Genomic DNA, 15,647 nt, shown 5'->3' with positions numbered 1-15,647 from the left:
TCTTACCATGGTCTATGTGCCCAATCGTCCCCACGTTTAAATGCGGCTTCTTCCTCTCAAACTTTTGCTTAGCCATCTTCCCTTCCTCCTATCCTAAAAATTTCTAACTTCCTTTTGCTTTCTTGATAATCTGTTCTGCTAAATTCCCTGGAACCTTCTCATAATGAGAAAATTGCATAATAAAGGTCCCTCTACCTTGAGTTAAAGACCTTAAAGTAGTTGCATAACCAAACATTTCTCCCAACGGCACAAAGGCGTTAATTATACGAACATTTCCTCTTAAATCCATCCCTTCAACCCTTCCTCTCCGGGAAGAAATATCTCCCAAAACCTCTCCCAAGTACTCTTCAGGAACAGATATTTCAACTTTCATGATAGGCTCAAGTAACACCGGATTTGCCTTTTTACAGGCTTCCTTAAATGCCATAGAACCAGCTATAGCAAAAGCAAGGTCTGAAGAGTCTACCTCATGATAACTTCCATCAACCAGCCTTACTTTAACATCTATTACTGGATAACCTGCCAAAACCCCTTCGTTTGTAGCCTCTCTTACACCTCTTTCTACCGCAGGTATAAATTCCTTAGGGATAACACCACCAACTATCTCAGAAACAAACTCAAAACCTTTACCAGGGTTTGGTTCAACTATAAGCTTAACATGTCCATATTGACCCCTACCACCAGTTTGCCTTATATATTTGCCTTCTGCCTCCGAGACAGCAGTTATGGTTTCTTTATAAGCTACCTCTGGCCTTCCAACGTTAACCCCTACCTTAAATTCTCTGATCAATCTATCTACGATAATCTCTAAATGAAGCTCTCCCATACCCCAGATAAGAGTTTGTCCTGTCTCATGGTTAACCGTAACCCTAAAGGAAGGATCTTCTATGGCAAGTTTCTGAAGAGCAATGGAAAGCTTTTCTTGGTCAGCCTTGGTCTTAGGCTCTACAGCTACCGAAATAACTGGTTCAGGAATTTCTAATTTCTCAAGCTCTATAGGATGAACTTCATCACATAAAGTATCACCTGTAGTGGTAACCCTTAATCCTATTGCAGCTACAATATCTCCTGCAAACGCCCCAGAGATTTCTTCTCTCTGGTTAGCATGCATTCTTACTAAACGCCCTATTCTTTCCTTTTTTCGTTTAGTAGAATTATAAACAGACATACCACTCTCAAGTCTCCCTGAATAAATCCTAAGAAAGGTAAGAGTCCCTATATAAGGATCTGTCATAATCTTAAAAGCTAAAGCAGAAAGAGGTGCATCAGGGTCTGTAGGCCTTTCCTCAACCTCGCCGGTATTTGGATTAACACCCTTTACAGAAGGGATATCTATAGGAGATGGTAAATAATCTATAATAGCATCAAGAAGAGGCTGAATCCCTTTATTTTTAAAAGCTGAGCCACACAAAACTGGGACAGCTTTAAAATTGATAGTAGCCTCTCTTACTGCCTTTCTAATCTCCTCTGCACTAATCTCCTTACCTTCCAAGTATTTTTCCATGATTTCATCGTTTATATCAGCTAAAGCTTCAAGCATTTTAATCCTGTATTCCTCAGCCTTATCCTTTAAAGAGGACGGAATTTCCTCATAATGATATTTTGCTCCCAAAGTTTCCTCTTCCCAAATAATAGCTTTCATCTCTATCAAATCAACCACACCTACAAAACTATCTTCAGCACCAATAGGTATTTGCAAAGGAAGAGGGTTAGCCCCAAGCTTTTGTTTAATCTGTTCGATCACACCTTCAAAATTAGCACCAAGCCTGTCCATCTTATTTATAAATGCTATCCGAGGAACTTTATATTTGTTTGCCTGCCTCCAAACAGTTTCAGACTGAGGTTGAACCCCACCTACAGCACAAAAAATAACCACCGCACCGTCAAGAACTCTTAAACTTCTTTCAACCTCTATAGTAAAATCTACGTGCCCAGGAGTATCAATAATGTTTATCCTATGACCTCTCCAGAAAGTGGTAGTACAAGCAGAAGTAATAGTAATGCCCCTCTCCTGTTCCTGGATCATAAAGTCCATCGTAGCGGTTCCTTCATGAACCTCACCTATCTTGTAGGTCTTACCAGTGTAATAAAGCACTCTTTCAGTAGTGGTAGTTTTACCAGCATCTATATGAGCTACAAATCCTATATTTCTGGTTGTTTTCAATATTTTCAACTCTTCAGGCGTCATTTCCCTCACCCTATATCTTATTTTTCAAATTTTTCAAAAAAAAATAAAATAACTCACCTTAAAATTGGCTATCAAAAATTACCAGAAAAGCTATTTACCAACGATAATGTGCAAAAACCCTATTAGACTCAGCCATACGATGAGTATCGTCTCTTTTCTTAATGGCTGCTCCTCTTTCGTTATAAGCGTCCCAAAGCTCGTTAGCCAACCTTTCTACCATGGTCTTTTCACTACGAGCACGCGCAGCATTGATTATCCATTTAATAGCCAAAGAAATCTGTCTTTCTGGCCTCACCTCTACTGGAACTTGATAGTTAGCACCCCCAACCCTACGACTACGGGTTTCTATAAGAGGTTTAACATTCTCTACAGCTTTTTCAAATATTTTTAAAGGATCTTCTCCACCAGATTTTTCTCTCAACCTTTCTAAAGCCTCATAAAAGATCTTTCTTGCTACATTTTTTTTACCATCTTTCATTAAATTATTTATAAACTTAGCCACCAAAACACTTCCATACTTAGGATCTGGAGGAATCTCTCTTTTAGGCACTGGTCCTTTGCGTGGCATACCAAATCTCCTCTTTCACTTTATTTAGGCCTTGGAGTTCCATATTTAGAACGAGATTTTTTCCTGTTCTGAACCCCAGCCGCATCCAAAGCACCTCTTATAATCTTATACCTAACACCAGGCAAGTCTCTTACACGTCCGCCTCTCACAAGAACCACAGAGTGCTCTTGAAGGTTATGGCCTATACCTGGAATATAAGCAGTAACCTCAATTCCATTGGTCAAACGAACCCTTGCCACCTTTCTCAAAGCTGAGTTTGGTTTTTTAGGAGTTACTGTATAAACCCTAACGCAAACCCCTCTTTTTTGAGGGCATCCTTGCAAGGCAGGAGACTTTGACCTTTTAACCTTTTTTTCTCTACCTAATCTAACTAACTGGTTGATTGTAGGCATATCCTCCCTCTGCAACCTTTTAAAATTTAAAATGACAAGCCCTTTATATACTCCCTTTTTCTCTTCTTGTCAAGAGGCTTAAAAAACAAAAGCCTAAAAAAACAACTTTAACAAGTGGTGATTTACTATTATATCATCTTTTAAAAATTTGTTAAGGTCTTTTGAAAAAAGTAAAAAATATTTTAATATTGTTTTATGGGTTTTGATTATACACCTCTTGCAGAAAAATTAAAACCAAAAAGTTGGGAAGATTTTGTAGGTCAATCCCATCTGGTAGGAGAAAAAGGTTTATTAAAAATTTTAATCTCTCAGGGTAAACCTTTTTCTTTTATTCTTTGGGGACCTCCCGGGGTAGGCAAAACCTCTTTGGCCTTTCTGGTAGGTCAAACTTTGAAAGCAGAATTTATAGTAGTAAGCGCTGTAGATACTACAGTTAAAGACCTAAAAGACATCATATCTAAGGCTAAACAGCTCAAAGGGCTAAACAAACCTACCCTGCTTTTTATAGACGAAATCCATAGGTTTAACAAAACCCAACAGTCTTTTCTTTTGCCTTATCTAGAAAAGGGGGACATCTTCCTCATAGGGGCAACTACTGAAAATCCATCGTTTGAGTTAATACCTCCTCTTCTTTCCAGAGTAAAAACCTTTATTTTAAATCCTCTTTCTAAGGACGAAATTCTTTTAATACTTAAAAGAGGGTTAGAGCGGGTTCTTTCTGAGACTAAAGAAGAATTAATCGTAGAACCTGAGGTGTTAGAAAAAATTGCTGAGGCAAGCGGTGAAGACGCAAGATCAGCCTTAAATTTACTTGAGTTATCATTAGAACTAACTAAGGCTTATGGGAAAAAGGTTTTATCTCTAAAAGATTTAAAAGAAGAACTTCTTTTTAAACCTATAAAATACGATAAAGCAGGAGAAGAACATTATAATCTGATATCTGCATTTCATAAAAGTATGCGCGGAAGCGACCCAGATGCTACTGTTTATTGGCTTGCAAGGATGCTCAAATCTGGAGAAGACCCTCTTTATATAGCAAGAAGGATTATAATTTGTGCGGCTGAGGATGTAGGGCTTGCCGACCCTATGGCCTTGGTGGTAGCGGTTGCGGCAAAAGAGGCCTTTGAGTTTTTAGGCCAACCTGAAGGGGAGTTGGCTTTGGCAGAGGCAGCCATATATGTGGCCAGTGCTCCGAAAAGCAACTCTGTCTATCGCGCCTTAAATGATTGCTATGAAGAGATAGACAGATCTAAGGAACTACCTGTCCCTCTACATCTAAGAAATCCTGTTACCCGTCTCCTTAAAAACTTAGGTTATGGAAAAGACTATAAATATGCCCATGACTATAAAGAGGGTTTTGTTTTTCAATCTTACTTACCAGAGGACATAAAGCACAAACAGTTTTACTTCCCTTCAGACCGAGGAATTGAAAAGAAAATTAAGGAACGCTTAAAAATCCTTTGGAAAGGGTTTAAAATCTACGATAAATAACTTAATTTTGAGAAAAAACATACCAAACCGTGTGCTTATAAGGGTCTACAAAGTTTTTCTTCAATATCCCTTGAGGGATCTTTTCTTCAGAAATTATATTGTATCCTTGGTTTAAAAGGTTTGATAGGTCTTCTTCAGTGGTTAAAACTTTAACCGGAGATGAGGCATAAAAGATGATAACAGGATTTTCCTTTTGCCAAAAGGCTAACCTACCTTGAATGATTTCTTTTTTGATGACGTGCAGTTGATATGAAATCTGGTTTGAATTGTAGAAGGCTATCGTTCCAAGAAAGATCAAGTTTATCAAAACTAAACCTAACAAAAACTTTTTTAAACCCAAAAGAAAAGACATGGAGAAGTTTTCAACGAAAATTTTAGAGAAAATTATAGCCCAGAAAGGATAGACCCAAAGGAGATATTTATCAAACTTTTTCCCGGTAAAACTTAACAAAAATACAGGGATTATGGCCACGGTCGACAAGAAAAAAACTTCCTTGTTTTGTATAAGCTTGTACCAAATTTCCTTTGCTTTTTCTTTATGGTAGGCTTTTTGTTTCCAAATTAGATAGAAAAGGAAGATAAAACAAAACCAAAAATTAAGAAAGAGATGCTTAAAGTAATAATACCAAGGATCTCTAGCTTGATCAAGCAGACGAGTTTTAACGTCAGTATCTAAAAACTCTTTAAATATTTCTTTTCCAAAAGCTACATATCCATAACTATACCAACCTAAAGAAGGAATGAGTAGTATTAACCAGCCCAAGGGATTTAACAAAAGTTTGAAAACCTTTTTATCTTTGGTTAACAAACCATAAACAAGAAGCCCTGGAAGATAAAAAAAGTTTAAAGGACCTCTGGTTAAAACACCTGCCGTTAGAAACACATAAAAAAGATATTGATAAATCCTTTTAGGGGCCACAAATAAATAAAGGTAGGAAAAATAAAACATCAAAAAAGAGAATAAAACAAACAAAGGTTCTATATCTACCCTGTTGAAAAAAGAAAGAAAACGCAGATTAGCTAAAAGCATGATTAAAGAAAAAAAGGCAGACTGCCAATCTTTATTAAAGAACTTTATAAATAGCAAAAATAAGATTATATAACAAACCACCGAAAAACATCTCAAACCAAAAATCAGGTTATCCGGGTTAGAAGAAAAGGGTTTACTCCAAACTGAAGCTATCCATGTATAGAGCGGAGGTTTTGTAAAATAAGGTTCTCCGTTATAGGTTTGAAAAATTTTAAAATCTTTTACGGTTTCTTTGACTAAAATGGCTCTTCTTAACTCTTGATACGATGAAGGAGGTTGAAAAAAGGAAAAGACCAAAAAAGAAAGTGTCGTAAGAAATAAAACCAGAAAAACTTGAGTTTTTAAGTTCATAATGCCTTTACAAGAAAATTTTTAGGTATATTTTAGTATAGGTTTATTTATTTTAAAGTGAGGAAAAAGATGAAAGTTAAATTGGCTATTGTAGGCTGTGGGAAGGCAGCAGAAAGGCATCTAAAGATCTATCAAGCTTTGCAAGAAGAAGTAGAGGTGGTTGCGGTCTCTGATGTAGTACCAGAGAGAGCCAAAAAATTTGCTGAGTCTCTTTCTGCTAAACCATATACCGATTATCAAGAAATGCTTAGCAAAGAAAACATAGAAGTAGTAGACCTTTGTCTTCCTTCCGGCATGCATGCTGAAGTAGGAGAGATTATTCTTGAAAAATTTGGGAAACATCTTTTGGTAGAAAAACCTCTGGCTCTTACCCTTAAAGATGCCGAACGTTTGGTTAATCTAGCTCAAAAGAAACAGCTTAAACTGGTTACCATTTTTCAAAATCGGGCTAACCTTCCTGTACAAAAGCTAAAAGAAGCTTTATCTAAAAATCTTTTAGGAACTCCTGTTTTATTTTCTGCTAAATTTTACTGGAGTAGAGACCAAAGATATTATGACTCTGCTGCCTGGAGAGGAACTTGGGCCTTTGATGGAGGAGCTTTGGCTCAGCAAGGATGTCATTTTGTAGACATGCTTTATTACTTAGGAGGTCCTATAGAGAGTGTTTTTGCTAAAATGGGGACCTACTTGGTAAATATAGAAGCAGAAGACCTTTTAGTTGGTGTATTAAAATTTAAGAACGGGGCCTTAGGTACGATTGAGGCTACCACATGTTCTCGTCCTAAAGACTTAAAGGCTGAATTGGTAGTGTTGGCAGAAAAAGGTTCAGCTGTGATCGGTGGTTTTGCTATGAACAGATTAGACCATTTAGCCATCGATGGGGTAGAAAACATAGAAGATTTTGTCTCAGGTTTTGAAAAAAATCCTGACCATCCCTTAGGATGGTCTCATTTCACCTACTTAAAGTCTGCGATAAAATATTTTAGCAATTCTGAAAAAGATCCTTGGTTGGTGGTTGGAGAAGAGGCCATACCTTCATTAGAAGCTATCATCGGTCTTTATGAATCAGCAGAAACAGGAAAAGAAATAAAATTCCCTTTTGAACCTATAGCTTGTAAATTAGGGAAAAAATTTCCATAAGGGGTTTAAGATGAAAAAAATTCCTCTTTTAGACTTAAAAAGATCTTGGGAAGAGATAAGACAAGAAGTATACCAGGGGTGGGAAGAAGTTTTTAGTTCTATGCAGATTTTAAACGGAAAGTATTTGCAGGAGTTTGAGAAAAATTGGGCTGAATATTTAGGGGTGAAATATGCCTTTGGGTGTAGTTGCGGAAGCACGGCCTTACTTATGGCTCTTATAGCTTGTGGTATTGGAAAAGGGGATGAGGTTTTACTTCAAGCCAATGCGTTTATCGCAGACTTAGAGGTTATTCACTGGGTAGGAGCCACACCTGTATTAGTAGAAGTAGACCCTAAGACCTTTGGTCCCGATTTAAATGACCTTTATCTTAAATTAACCCCTAAAACCAAGGCCTTGATACTGGTTCATATGTATGGACATCCTGCAGAGATGGATGAAATACTTGATTTTTGTGAAAAATATGGAGTTATCCTTATAGAGGATGCTTCTCATGCTCATGGGGCAACCTATAAAGGTAAAAAAGTAGGAACTTTTGGGAAAGTAGGGTGTTTTAGCTGTGGTCCTGTTAAAAACCTTAACTGTATAGGAGATGGAGGAGCTGTAGTTACCAACGATGATGAATTAGCTTTTAAACTTAAGTTTCTAAGGGTGCATGGACAGGTAGAAAAAAACCATTCTCATTTTTTTGGATTTAACTCAAGACTTGATGAACTTCAGGCTGTCATTCTTAATGCAAGACTTAAAACTTTAGACAAAAAAAATGAGAAAAGAAGAGAGATAGCTAAAAAATACCACGAAGGGCTTTCTGACCTTAAAAACCTTATTTTACCTCCCCTTGACCCCGAACACAGACAAAGTGTTTATCATAGGTATGTAATAAGAACTCCTTTTAGAGATGAGTTAGTCTCTTTTTTAAAAGAAAAAGGTGTAGGAACAGGGTATTATTATCCTATTCCTTTACACTTACATAAAAGTTATCAAATCACCTATCAGAAATCTTTTAGCCTTCCTGTAGCAGAAAGACTAGCCAAAGAATCACTTGCTATTCCTATGTATCCTGAGTTAACTGATGAAGAAATAGACTATGTTATAAGCTGTATAAGGGAATTTTTCCAGAAATAAGGATAGCTTATGAAGATTTCGCTTGTTATACCTGTGCATAACGAGGAAGGAAACGTTCCTATAGTTTATCAAGAAGCTAAAACTGTTCTTGAAACCCTTAAAGCTAAAGGGTATCAATACGAAATCATCTTTGTAAACGACGGGAGCACAGACAGGACTTTAGAAATCCTTAAAGAATTAAAAAAAAAAGATCCTTTTTTAAGAATACTGAACATGGATCGCAACCGTGGAGAAGCAGCGGGTCTCACTGCAGGCTTTCAAAAAGCTACCGGAGATATTATCGTTTCTATGGACGGAGACGGACAAAACGACCCTAAGTATATCGTAGATCTAATAGAGAAGATAGAAACAGGTTATAAGGTAGTCACTGGTTTCAGGTTAAAAAGAAAGGAAAATTTTTGGATAAGAGTTCTTCCGTCAAAAATAGCCAATTGGTTAATTAGTATTTTTACAGGGTTAAAAGTACGGGATAATGGATGCTCGTTAAAGGCCTATCTTTCACCTATACCCAAAAAATATCAAATACCCCATGGTTTTCACAGGTTTTTACCAGCTCTCTTTGGGATTAAAAACGAAGAAGTATGTGAGATACCTATAATTGACCGTCCAAGGATATATGGAAAATCCCATTATAACTTAAAACGAACCTTTGAGGTAGTAAGAGAACTTCTTACCATCCCCTTTGTGCTTAGAAATGCATGTTTTTATGAAAAATTTTTTAAAATTAACTTTTGGGTCTCGATAGGTGTAGGGATAATACTATTGTTTTTAGCTATAAAGGTTTCTCCTAAATTTTGGGTCTTAGAATTTTTTAACTTAGGCTATACCTCTATTTCTTATTTAATCTGGAAAAACTTAGCTCGATTTAACCAGGCTCAAAAAGAAGGTGTTTTTCAAGTAGAAGAAATTTAAAAACCTGGTAAAATTGACTTATCTAAGAGAAATTTTTAGGGAGGGTTAAGGCAATGTCATTTTTAAAAACAGTAGACCCAGATATCTGGGAATTAATACAAAAAGAAAGAGACAGACAAGAATATCAGCTTGAGATGATAGCTTCTGAAAACTTAGCCCATGAAGCTATCATGGAGGCAGAAGGTTCTTATTTGATGAACAAATATGCTGAGGGATATCCAGAGGCTCGTTATTACGGAGGGTGTACTTATGTAGATGAGGTGGAAAAACTTGCCATAGAGAGAGTAAAGATGCTTTTTGGGGCTGAGCATGCTAACGTACAACCCCATTCTGGTACTCAGGCTAACATGGCTGTATATTTTGCTGTATTAAACCCTGGAGATACCATACTTTCGATGAACCTCTCACATGGAGGCCATCTTTCTCACGGAGCTGCTGTTAATTTTTCTGGGAAACTTTACAAAATCGTTCATTATGGTGTATCAAGGGAAACTGAAACCATCGACTACGAAGAGGTAAGAAGGTTAGCCCTTGAACATAGGCCTAAACTCATAGTGGCAGGAGCTAGTGCTTATCCCAGAACCATAGACTTTGAAGCTTTCTATCAGATAGCCCAGGAAGTAGGGGCTTTCTTGATGGTAGACATGGCGCATATCGCGGGTTTAGTAGCCGCAGGTATCCACCCTTCGCCCCTTCCTTATGCTGATTTTGTGACCTCAACCACCCATAAAACCTTAAGAGGACCAAGAGGTGGATTTATTCTTTGTAAAGAAAAGTTTGCAAAAATCATAGATAAAACGGTTTTTCCAGGTATACAAGGTGGTCCTCACATGAACGTAATAGCTGCTAAAGCTGTTTGTTTTAAACAGGCCTTAGAGCCTGAGTTTAAATCCTACCAACAACAAGTGGTTAAAAACGCTAAAACTATAGCGGAAGTGTTTAAAGCTGAAGGTTTTAGGATTGTTACTGGTGGTACAGATAATCATTTGATTTTGGTAGATGTTTCGGTAAACGGCCTTACCGGTGCAGAGGCTGAAAAACTTTTAGAAGAGGCAGGTATTACGGTCAACAAAAATGCTATACCTTTTGACCCACGTCCTCCAAGGATTACCAGCGGGATCAGGATAGGAACCCCAGCGATTACTACCAGAGGATTAAAGGAAAAAGAAGTAGAAGAGGTGGCTCACTACATGTGTGCTGTTTTGAAAAATCCAGATAAAAAAGGATTGCGTAAAGAGATAAGGCAAAAAATAAGAGAGATTTGCGAAAGGTTCCCTTTTTACAAGAGGTAAGATCTTATGGAACGTCCAAGCTGGCATGAATATTTTATGCTTATAGCAAAGATGGTTGCACTAAGGTCCGGATGTAATTCCAGACCTACAGGCGCGGTGATAGTAAAAGACAAAAGAATTTTAGCTACCGGATACAACGGCCCCATGCCTGGGGCTTGGCATTGTACAGATAAAGGACCTACCTATTGTTTTAGAAGAGAAAAGGGGATTCCAGACATAGATAAATATAATTTCTGTAGGGCTACTCATGCTGAGGCTAACGCGATCGCTCAGGCCGCAAGATTTGGAATTCCAGTAGAAGGAGCCAGTCTTTACTGTACGCTTGCTCCTTGTTATGTTTGTCTAAAATTAATCGCCTCTGCTGGAATCAAAGAAGTCTACTATGAATATGACTACGAAAGCAGAGATTTTGAAAGGGACCTTTTTTGGAAAGAGGCTATAAAGGAAGCAGGGATCAAAGTTTTTAAACAAATTGTGGTATCCGAAGAAACTATGAAAGCTCTTTCAACCATCCTACCCTACCCTACCTCTCAAAGAAGACTCCCTCCTACAGAATAAAGCTTTACTTTTTCAACTCTTTCTGTTGATTTTTGCCTTAAAAAGTCTTATTTTTTTGTATAAAAAGAACTTTTTGTATAAAAAGGAAACCGGAGGGTAAGTTTATGTCTAAGGATTATTATGAGATCCTTGGAGTTCCAAGAAATGCTACGCAAGAAGAGATTAAAAAGGCCTATCGTAAACTGGCCATGAAATATCATCCTGACAGAAACAAAGGCAACAAAGAAGCAGAGGAAAAGTTTAAAGAAATAAACGAAGCCTATGCAGTTTTGTCAGACCCTGAAAAAAGAAAGCTTTATGACCTTTATGGGTCAACAGAATTCCAGAGAAGATATACGCAAGAAGACATCTTTAGAGATTTCGATTTCGAGACCATCTTTAGAGATATAGGAATTGACTTAGGCGGATTTTTTAAGAAAAACAAGAGGGGAGGTAGAACATTTATTTTTGACTTAGGGGACATTTTTAGCAACCTCTTTGGAACCCACTTTGGAGGAGAAGAAGACTTTAGCCCATTTGGCGAGGTTTATGAAACCATACAATTAGACCTTCCTCTTACTACCGATGAGATTATAAAAGGTGGGGAAAAAGAAGTTATTCTTCCAGGAACTTATGAAACCATAAAGATCAAAATACCTCAAAATGTAAAAGATGGACAAATCCTTAGGGTAAAAAAGAAATCAGGGAAAACCACAAAGGAATATCTTTTTAGAGTAAAAATAATACCTTCTTCAGGCTATAAGGTTGAAGACAGTAACCTTATCATAGAAAAAGAACTTCCTGTGAGCAGTTTTTTCTTGGGCGATGAGGTAGAAATCCAAACCCCTGAAGGAAGAAAGGTTAAAGCCAAAGTTCCACCTTTAACCAAACCTGGAGCTAAACTAAGACTCAAAGGGTTAGGCCTCCCCATCACTGGAGAAAAACGAGGGGATCTTTATGTGGTTTTAGTTCCTAAAATACCAAAAGCTCTTACTGAAGAGCAAAAAAAATTAATAGAAAAACTAAAAACCTTAGGGCTTTAATTCTTTGTTGACAAACCTTTTAAAAGTTTTAAAATTTGGATTAGCCATTAACTTCTCTAAAACATCCTTAAAAGGGGTTTCCTATGGTCAAAGATATTATGAGTAAAGCCCTTCCCACTGAAACCAAAGGCGTAAGGGTACTTTTTGGAGAATTTGTAAACATAGATTATCTTTATTCTTATTTAGGAACTATTATTTATGCTGAATCAGGGATGCAAAATATTTTTATTTTAGAAAACAAGTTTTGGGGTAGGATGCTTTTTATTAACAACAACCTTCAGTTTACTTCAAGAGACGAGTTTATCTACCATGAATCTTTGGTACATATCCCTGTTCAATCCACCCCTGAAGGTAGTATTAAGAAAGTTTTAATTTGTGGTGGAGGAGACTACGGGGCAGCAAGAGAACTTTTGAAATATCCAGAGATAGAAGAAGTGGTTATCGTAGACATAGACCCTAAAATACCTAAGTTAGTAGAAGAATACTTCCCTGAGCTTTTACCTGAAGATCCAAAGGACCCAAGGCTTAAACTGATAGTAGAAGATGCTTTTGTTATGGTGCAAAAATATTTAGATGAGGGGAAGGCCTTTGATTTGGTAATCATAGATTCTACAGACCCTGATATAAGTGACACAGGTATTACGCAGGAGCTTTCTCATGCCCTGTTTGGAGTAAAATTTCATCAGATGCTTTATGAGCTTTGTCCTAAAGGAGTTGTTGTACAACAATGTGGGACTCCGTTTACGATGAAAAACATTTTTACAGAAACTTATAAAACCTTCATAAACGTTTATCCTGCAAAAGAGGTGTTTTGCTATAGAAGCAATGTACCATCCTTTGGTAGTGATAATGCTTTTATCATGAGATGCCCTTATCCTAACCCAGAAATTCCAAAATGGAAAGAATTACCAAATGTATACTTTTATTCTCATGAAATACATCGTTCAGCCTTTGGTCTTCCTAAATTTTGGAGGGAGGCCTTAGCGGTATGAAGGTCTTAGGGGTGTTAGGTTCGCCTCACAAAAACGGTGGGTCTGCTCAGCTTTTACTTGCTGCCTTAAAAGGGGCAGAAAGAGAAGGAGCTAAAACTGAGCTGGTCAGTGTTTACGACGGAGAAATAAAACCTTGTATAGGATGTATCCATGACGAAGAGCCTAACTGTAAGTTTCCTTGCATATTTGAAGACTATGGAAAAATCATTTTAGAAAAAATCTATGAAGCAGACGGTATTATCTTTTCTACCCCGATTTATTGGTTTGCACCTTCTGGGCAGTTAAAAAACCTGATAGACCGCATGACTTGTCTTGAAAACATGGTCTCCTACGGAGAACCAAGTTATCTCGAAGGAAAAGTAGTAGGTGCTATAGCTGTAGGGGCAGACGAAGGGGGAGCCTGGACAGGAGGTTATATCATTACTACCATGACCTCAATGGGGGCTATCATTCCCCCCTGGGGTATTGCTTACTCACATAAGGCAGACAGAGCTATTTATGATGATAAAGCCTTGATGGATGCGATAAACATCGGTATCTTAACCACAAGAACTATAGCAAGACTTAAAGGGATCCCTACAGATTTAACCTTTGTTTATAACAAAGATCTTCTTGAAAACATCAGAAAGGAAGTTATCGTAAGTTTAAATTTTATAAACACAGGAAAGGAAGGCTATGGAAAAAGACAAGCTAAAAGAAGCAGTATTTAAGGCTATTTTTGATAGAAGAAGTATAAGAAAGTATTTAGACCAAAAACCTGACAAGAAATTAATTTATAAGCTGTTAGAAGCAGGTATATGGGCTCCTTCTGGGTTAAATAACCAACCTTGGAGGTTTGTAATAGTCTGGTCTGAAGAAATTAAACAAAAGCTGGCAGCCTTAACCAGATATCATGAAATCATCAAAAAGGCTCCGGTTTTAATTGGCGTGTTTTTAGATAAAGACAGGATGTACCACCAGATAAAAGACCATCAATCTGCAGGGGCTTGTATCCAAAACATCCTGCTTGCAGCTCATGCCTCTGGTCTTGGGGCCTGTTGGTTAGGTGAAATCTTAAAAAACGAAGAAAAAGTAAAAGAGGTCCTCTCCTTACCTAAGGAGAAATACGAACTTGCAGCTTTTATCGCTTTAGGATATCCAGATGATCAAAGTAAAAGGACCTCCAGACAACCTTTAGAAAACTTTATCATCAAAGAGATTTAAAAGACTAAGCAGGGGGTTCTCATGACCAAAAAATTCGTTCCCTTGATGTTAAGCTTGAGTTTTATTTTAGTAGGATGTAGTAAAGGATTAGGAGGTTCAGGCGGTTGTCCTACAGTAAAAGAATTCCAAAAAAAATTAGATAACCTTCAGCCTGGAATTCAAATAGAAAAAATCGAAAAATCACCGATTCCAGGGTTATGTAAAGTAGTGATTAAAATATCGGAGTTTAATAAAGCTCTGTTTTATACTGACGCAAAAGGAAATTACATCATAAGTGGGAACATCATTGACATAGCACAAAAAAAAGATATCATGAGAGAAGAGATGGAAAAATTAAACAAAAAAGTGCTTGATAAAAACACGCTGTCCGAGGTAGAAAAGCTTGTTGACCTTACCTATGGCAACTCTCCTAACGTAGTATACTTTATTACTGACCCTGACTGTCCTGTCTGTAAACGTGCTGAACCTGTGTTAGAAAACCTGGCTAAAGAGGGGAAGATAACGGTCAAAACCATACTTTTACCCTTAGAGTCTTTACATCCCGAGGCCAAAAATAAATCTATATCTCTTATCTGTGATAAAAAAGGTTTTCAAGACCTTATCCAAGGATATAAAGGGGCTAACCTTTGTGCTTCAGGAAAAGAAAAAATAGAAAAAAACATAGATTTTATGTTTAACAAAATAGGAGTAACCGGGACCCCTGCTTTTATCTTCCCAGACGGAGAAGTTGTAATAGGTTGGGTAGGTCCGGAGTTTATTCTCAACAAGTTTAACTTGCGATAAAAATATGTTAACCGTTCAAGAAAAACTTTTTTGCTTAAAACTGGCAAGAAAAACCTTAGAAGACTATTTTAAAGGAACTTATGAACTAATTAACCCTCCAGACAAATACCCCTCTCTTAAACAAAAGAGAGGGGCTTTTGTGACCTTGCTTAAGGAAGGCAATCTGAGAGGGTGTATCGGGATTATCGAACCTTTATACCCTCTCTATCAAGTAATCCAAGAAATGGCTATCTCTGCAGCCTTTAAAGACCCAAGGTTTCCACCCCTTACAAAGGAGGAGCTTTCTCTTACAGAAATAGAAATTTCAGTTCTATCTCCTCTTAAAAAAGGAACTATAGAAGAGATAGAGGTAGGGAAACACGGGGTATATTTAATCAAAGGCTTTTATCGAGGCGTACTCCTTCCTCAAGTACCTGTAGAGTATGGTTGGGACAAAAAGACCTTTTTAGAACACCTCTGTCTTAAAGCTGGCCTTCATCCTAACTGTTATAAGGAAGAAGACGTAGAAATCTATCTTTTTACGGCAGAGGTTTTTAAAGAAAGCGAATTTTTTAAAAACTAATCAAGCCTTTCTGTCTCCTCTAAAGAGGCTTATCAACTGG

Annotated in this window: 16 protein-coding genes; 12 read left to right on the top strand and 4 right to left on the bottom strand. The window is 37.3% G+C overall.

Annotation, left to right across the window (positions count from 1 at the left end):
- Positions 1-103: 103 nt before the first annotated feature.
- The 3 genes from fusA to rpsL form a co-directional block, all read right to left on the bottom strand.
- Positions 104-2,188: an elongation factor G gene (gene fusA, locus PWP26_RS07600; RefSeq protein ID WP_038062802.1), complete on the bottom strand. Its 2,085-nt coding sequence runs from the start codon at positions 2,186-2,188 to the stop codon at positions 104-106.
- 94 nt (positions 2,189-2,282) lie between these two features.
- Entirely contained in the window at positions 2,283-2,756 is a 474-nt protein-coding gene (rpsG, locus tag PWP26_RS07595; RefSeq protein WP_038062805.1) for a 30S ribosomal protein S7, read from the bottom strand.
- A gap of 20 nt (positions 2,757-2,776) precedes the next feature.
- Positions 2,777-3,148, bottom strand: a complete 372-nt coding sequence (gene rpsL / locus PWP26_RS07590) for a 30S ribosomal protein S12 (RefSeq protein ID WP_028841769.1) — start codon at positions 3,146-3,148, stop codon at positions 2,777-2,779.
- Positions 3,149-3,343: 195 nt separating this feature from the next.
- Between rpsL and PWP26_RS07585 the strand changes: the two genes are divergently transcribed.
- Positions 3,344-4,639, top strand: a complete 1,296-nt coding sequence (locus tag PWP26_RS07585; protein ID WP_301399340.1) for a replication-associated recombination protein A — start codon at positions 3,344-3,346, stop codon at positions 4,637-4,639.
- Position 4,640: 1 nt separating this feature from the next.
- Here PWP26_RS07585 and PWP26_RS07580 read toward each other — a convergent pair whose 3' ends face one another.
- Positions 4,641-6,020: a glycosyltransferase family 39 protein gene (locus PWP26_RS07580; protein ID WP_038062814.1), complete on the bottom strand. Its 1,380-nt coding sequence runs from the start codon at positions 6,018-6,020 to the stop codon at positions 4,641-4,643.
- Positions 6,021-6,089: 69 nt separating this feature from the next.
- Here PWP26_RS07580 and PWP26_RS07575 point away from each other — a divergent pair, with 69 nt between their 5' ends.
- From PWP26_RS07575 to amrA, 11 genes are all read left to right on the top strand, one after another.
- Complete coding sequence (locus PWP26_RS07575; RefSeq protein ID WP_038062817.1) at positions 6,090-7,160, top strand: Gfo/Idh/MocA family protein; 1,071 nt, start codon at positions 6,090-6,092, stop codon at positions 7,158-7,160.
- A 10-nt stretch (positions 7,161-7,170) separates the two neighbouring features.
- Positions 7,171-8,283 (top strand): DegT/DnrJ/EryC1/StrS aminotransferase family protein, encoded by a 1,113-nt coding sequence (locus PWP26_RS07570; RefSeq protein WP_301399339.1) that lies wholly within the window; start codon positions 7,171-7,173, stop codon positions 8,281-8,283.
- 9 nt (positions 8,284-8,292) lie between these two features.
- Positions 8,293-9,195 carry a glycosyltransferase family 2 protein gene (locus PWP26_RS07565; RefSeq protein ID WP_051754520.1) on the top strand — a complete coding sequence of 301 codons (903 nt, stop codon included), beginning with the start codon at positions 8,293-8,295 and terminating at the stop codon, positions 9,193-9,195.
- Positions 9,196-9,248: 53 nt separating this feature from the next.
- Positions 9,249-10,487, top strand: coding sequence for a serine hydroxymethyltransferase (gene glyA / locus PWP26_RS07560; protein ID WP_038062823.1), 1,239 nt, complete (start codon positions 9,249-9,251; stop codon positions 10,485-10,487).
- Between the two features lie 6 nt (positions 10,488-10,493).
- Positions 10,494-11,045 (top strand): cytidine/deoxycytidylate deaminase family protein, encoded by a 552-nt coding sequence (locus PWP26_RS07555; RefSeq protein ID WP_022855380.1) that lies wholly within the window; start codon positions 10,494-10,496, stop codon positions 11,043-11,045.
- A 104-nt stretch (positions 11,046-11,149) separates the two neighbouring features.
- Complete coding sequence (locus tag PWP26_RS07550) at positions 11,150-12,067, top strand: DnaJ domain-containing protein (RefSeq protein ID WP_038062825.1); 918 nt, start codon at positions 11,150-11,152, stop codon at positions 12,065-12,067.
- Between the two features lie 83 nt (positions 12,068-12,150).
- A complete protein-coding gene (locus PWP26_RS07545; protein ID WP_038062828.1) occupies positions 12,151-13,059 on the top strand; it encodes a spermine synthase in 909 nt (302 codons plus the stop codon).
- Positions 13,056-13,769 (top strand): flavodoxin family protein, encoded by a 714-nt coding sequence (locus PWP26_RS07540; protein ID WP_038062831.1) that lies wholly within the window; start codon positions 13,056-13,058, stop codon positions 13,767-13,769. The genes PWP26_RS07545 and PWP26_RS07540 overlap by 4 nt, the downstream gene beginning before the upstream one ends.
- On the top strand, positions 13,735-14,262 hold the full coding sequence (locus tag PWP26_RS07535) for a nitroreductase (protein WP_038549668.1): 528 nt from the start codon (positions 13,735-13,737) through the stop codon (positions 14,260-14,262). The genes PWP26_RS07540 and PWP26_RS07535 overlap by 35 nt, the downstream gene beginning before the upstream one ends.
- Positions 14,263-14,283: 21 nt before the next feature.
- On the top strand, positions 14,284-15,045 hold the full coding sequence (locus tag PWP26_RS07530) for a DsbC family protein (RefSeq protein WP_301399338.1): 762 nt from the start codon (positions 14,284-14,286) through the stop codon (positions 15,043-15,045).
- A 4-nt stretch (positions 15,046-15,049) separates the two neighbouring features.
- Positions 15,050-15,607 (top strand): AmmeMemoRadiSam system protein A, encoded by a 558-nt coding sequence (amrA, locus tag PWP26_RS07525; RefSeq protein ID WP_273011234.1) that lies wholly within the window; start codon positions 15,050-15,052, stop codon positions 15,605-15,607.
- The last annotated feature ends 40 nt before the right edge of the window (positions 15,608-15,647 follow it).

The sequence above is a fragment of the Thermodesulfobacterium sp. genome, assembly GCF_030445475.1.
Classification (GTDB): Bacteria; Desulfobacterota; Thermodesulfobacteria; order Thermodesulfobacteriales; family Thermodesulfobacteriaceae; genus Thermodesulfobacterium; species Thermodesulfobacterium commune.
The sequence above is the reverse complement of the archived record's forward strand: the minus strand, read 5'-3'. Positions and strand labels throughout refer to the sequence as shown.